The sequence below is a fragment of the Aromatoleum toluvorans genome (assembly GCF_012910905.1).
Taxonomy (GTDB): domain Bacteria; phylum Pseudomonadota; class Gammaproteobacteria; order Burkholderiales; family Rhodocyclaceae; genus Aromatoleum; species Aromatoleum toluvorans.
In genome coordinates this window covers 1-442 of sequence record NZ_WTVN01000097.1, presented here as the reverse complement: position 1 = coordinate 442, position 442 = coordinate 1, and the positions used below count along the sequence as shown (strand labels likewise).

Sequence of the window (442 nt, the reverse complement as noted above, 5' to 3'; positions counted from 1 at the left end):
AGACGGAATTCTCGCTGGACGCGATGTGTAGCGCGTATCTCTGCCTTTACCGGAAACTGGCGGGCAGGAGAGCGCGCGCGACATGGCAAGGTGGGACTACGAGCGATGTAGTCGATTGATCGTTTGGACCGGTTTTCCGGGGGCGTTCAAATCGGCTCCCGAACGGAATGCCTCGCTCGAGTTTCCAGACTTGACGGCCTGAAGGCTCGCAGGAATAGCTCCAGGTTTGCCAGAGACCAAAGCACCTTTTCGTGGTTTTGACGGCGGGCGAGATGCTCGTTGACCAGCTGCCGCAAGACATCCCTGTTGCAGAACGATGCCACACGCGCGCCATCACTGACCAGCAGATCGGAGATAAATTCGCGATAGGGACCGCGAAACCACTCCTCAATTGGCACGCGAAAGCCGATCTTCTTGCGCGTCAGAATCCCCGGTGGAAGAG

Annotated in this window: 1 protein-coding gene; it reads right to left on the bottom strand. The window is 57.9% G+C overall.

The annotated features are described in order from the left end of the window. Window positions 1-146: 146 nt before the first annotated feature. The coding region (locus GPA22_RS22465) for an asparagine synthase-related protein (RefSeq protein WP_246264649.1) at window positions 147-442 on the bottom strand (296 nt) is incomplete at its 5' end.